This window comes from Streptomyces sp. NPDC015532, assembly GCF_043078065.1.
Taxonomy (GTDB): Bacteria; Actinomycetota; Actinomycetes; order Streptomycetales; family Streptomycetaceae; genus Streptomyces.
Genome location: NZ_JBIBSY010000039.1, coordinates 1,641 through 4,933 on the forward strand (window position 1 = coordinate 1,641; position 3,293 = coordinate 4,933).

Here is a 3,293-nt window from a genome sequence, read left to right on the forward strand (position 1 = left end):
CAAGAGGGTCGGGCACGCTGTTGGGTGTCTGAAGGTACGGCCGATTACGGCTGCCTTCAGTGCCGGCCCCAGTGAACTCCGGTGGTAACCGGGGGTGATGGGTGGTTGGTCGTTGTTTGAGAACTGCACAGTGGACGCGAGCATCTGTGGCCAAGTTTTTAAGGGCGCACGGTGGATGCCTTGGCACCAGGAACCGATGAAGGACGTGGGAGGCCACGATAGTCCCCGGGGAGCCGTCAACCAGGCTTTGATCCGGGGGTTTCCGAATGGGGAAACCCGGCAGTCGTCATGGGCTGTCACCCATACCTGAACACATAGGGTATGTGGAGGGAACGCGGGGAAGTGAAACATCTCAGTACCCGCAGGAAGAGAAAACAACCGTGATTCCGGGAGTAGTGGCGAGCGAAACCGGATGAGGCCAAACCTCAAGCGTGTGAGACCCGGCAGGGGTTGCGCTTGGGGGGTTGTGGGATCTCTCTTTCACAGTCTGCCGGCTGTGAGACGAGTCAGAAACCGTTGATGTAGGCGAAGGACATGCGAAAGGTCCGGCGTAGAGGGTAAGACCCCCGTAGTCGAAACATCAACGGCTCGTTTGAGAGACACCCAAGTAGCACGGGGCCCGAGAAATCCCGTGTGAATCTGGCGGGACCACCCGCTAAGCCTAAATATTCCCTGGTGACCGATAGCGGATAGTACCGTGAGGGAATGGTGAAAAGTACCGCGGGAGCGGAGTGAAATAGTACCTGAAACCGTGTGCCTACAAGCCGTGGGAGCGTCGCGCATTGAGTTTACTCAGTGCGTCGTGACTGCGTGCCTTTTGAAGAATGAGCCTGCGAGTTTGCGGTGCGTTGCGAGGTTAACCCGTGTGGGGAAGCCGTAGCGAAAGCGAGTCCGAATAGGGCGATTCAGTAGCGCGCTCAAGACCCGAAGCGGAGTGATCTAGCCATGGGCAGGTTGAAGCGGCTGTAAGAGGTCGTGGAGGACCGAACCCACCAGGGTTGAAAACCTGGGGGATGACCTGTGGTTAGGGGTGAAAGGCCAATCAAACTCCGTGATAGCTGGTTCTCCCCGAAATGCATTTAGGTGCAGCGTCGTGTGTTTCTTGCCGGAGGTAGAGCACTGGATAGGCGATGGGCCCTACCGGGTTACTGACCTTAGCCAAACTCCGAATGCCGGTAAGTGAGAGCGCGGCAGTGAGACTGTGGGGGATAAGCTCCATGGTCGAGAGGGAAACAGCCCAGAGCATCGACTAAGGCCCCTAAGCGTACGCTAAGTGGGAAAGGATGTGGAGTCGCACAGACAACCAGGAGGTTGGCTTAGAAGCAGCCACCCTTGAAAGAGTGCGTAATAGCTCACTGGTCTAGTGATTCCGCGCCGACAATGTAGCGGGGCTCAAGCGTACCGCCGAAGTCGTGTCATTGCAGCAATAGGGCCAACGCCCGCTGTGATGGGTAGGGGAGCGTCGTGTGCCGGGTGAAGCCGCGCCGGAAGGCAGTGGTGGACGGTTCACGAGTGAGAATGCAGGCATGAGTAGCGATACACACGTGAGAAACGTGTGCGCCGATTGACTAAGGGTTCCTGGGTCAAGCTGATCTGCCCAGGGTAAGTCGGGACCTAAGGCGAGGCCGACAGGCGTAGTCGATGGATAACCGGTTGATATTCCGGTACCCGCTGTGAAGCGTCAAACATTGAACCAGGCGATGCTAAGTCCGTGAAGCCGCCCCGGAGCCTTCGGGCAAAGGGGAGTGGTGGAGCCGACGGACCAGACCTGCAGTAGGTGAGTGATGGGGTGACGCAGGAAGGTAGTCCATCCCGGGCGGTGGTTGTCCCGGGGTAAGGGTGTAGGCCGTGTGATAGGCAAATCCGTCACACATCAAGGCTGAGACCTGATGCCGAGCCGATTGTGGTGAAGTGGATGATCCTATGCTGTCGAGAAAAGCCTCTAGCGAGTTTCATGGCGGCCCGTACCCTAAACCGACTCAGGTGGTCAGGTAGAGAATACCGAGGCGTTCGGGTGAACTATGGTTAAGGAACTCGGCAAAATGCCCCCGTAACTTCGGGAGAAGGGGGGCCATCACTGGTGATCCGATTTACTCGGTGAGCTGGGGGTGGCCGCAGAGACCAGCGAGAAGCGACTGTTTACTAAAAACACAGGTCCGTGCGAAGCCGTAAGGCGATGTATACGGACTGACGCCTGCCCGGTGCTGGAACGTTAAGGGGACCGGTTAGTCACTCTTCGGGGTGGCGAAGCTGAGAACTTAAGCGCCAGTAAACGGCGGTGGTAACTATAACCATCCTAAGGTAGCGAAATTCCTTGTCGGGTAAGTTCCGACCTGCACGAATGGCGTAACGACTTCTCGACTGTCTCAACCATAGGCCCGGTGAAATTGCACTACGAGTAAAGATGCTCGTTTCGCGCAGCAGGACGGAAAGACCCCGGGACCTTTACTACAGTTTGATATTGGTGTTCGGTTCGGCTTGTGTAGGATAGCTGGGAGACTGTGAAGCTTGGACGCCAGTTCAGGTGGAGTCGTCGTTGAAATACCAGTCTGGTCGTGCTGGATGTCTAACCTGGGTCCGTGATCCGGATCAGGGACAGTGTCTGATGGGTAGTTTAACTGGGGCGGTTGCCTCCTAAAGAGTAACGGAGGCGCCCAAAGGTTCCCTCAGCCTGGTTGGCAATCAGGTGTTGAGTGTAAGTGCACAAGGGAGCTTGACTGTGAGACCGACGGGTCGAGCAGGGACGAAAGTCGGGACTAGTGATCCGGCGGTGGCTTGTGGAAGCGCCGTCGCTCAACGGATAAAAGGTACCCCGGGGATAACAGGCTGATCTTCCCCAAGAGTCCATATCGACGGGATGGTTTGGCACCTCGATGTCGGCTCGTCGCATCCTGGGGCTGGAGTCGGTCCCAAGGGTTGGGCTGTTCGCCCATTAAAGCGGTACGCGAGCTGGGTTTAGAACGTCGTGAGACAGTTCGGTCCCTATCCGCTGTGCGCGTAGGAATATTGAGAAGGGCTGTCCCTAGTACGAGAGGACCGGGACGGACGAACCTCTGGTGTGCCAGTTGTCCTGCCAAGGGCATGGCTGGTTGGCTACGTTCGGGAGGGATAACCGCTGAAAGCATCTAAGCGGGAAGCCTGCTTCGAGATGAGTATTCCCACCCCCTTTGAGGGGTTAAGGCTCCCAGTAGACGACTGGGTTGATAGGCCAGATCTGGAAGCCCGGCAACGGGTGGAGGTGACTGGTACTAATAGGCCGAGGGCTTGTCCTCAGTTGCTCGCGTCCACTGTGT

The 3,293-nt window shown here is 57.3% G+C and carries 1 rRNA gene; it reads left to right on the top strand.

From position 1 onward, the window contains the following. The first annotated feature begins 148 nt into the window (after positions 1-148). A 23S ribosomal RNA gene (locus tag ACF07B_RS42835) occupies positions 149-3,272 on the top strand. Positions 3,273-3,293: the final 21 nt, after the last annotated feature.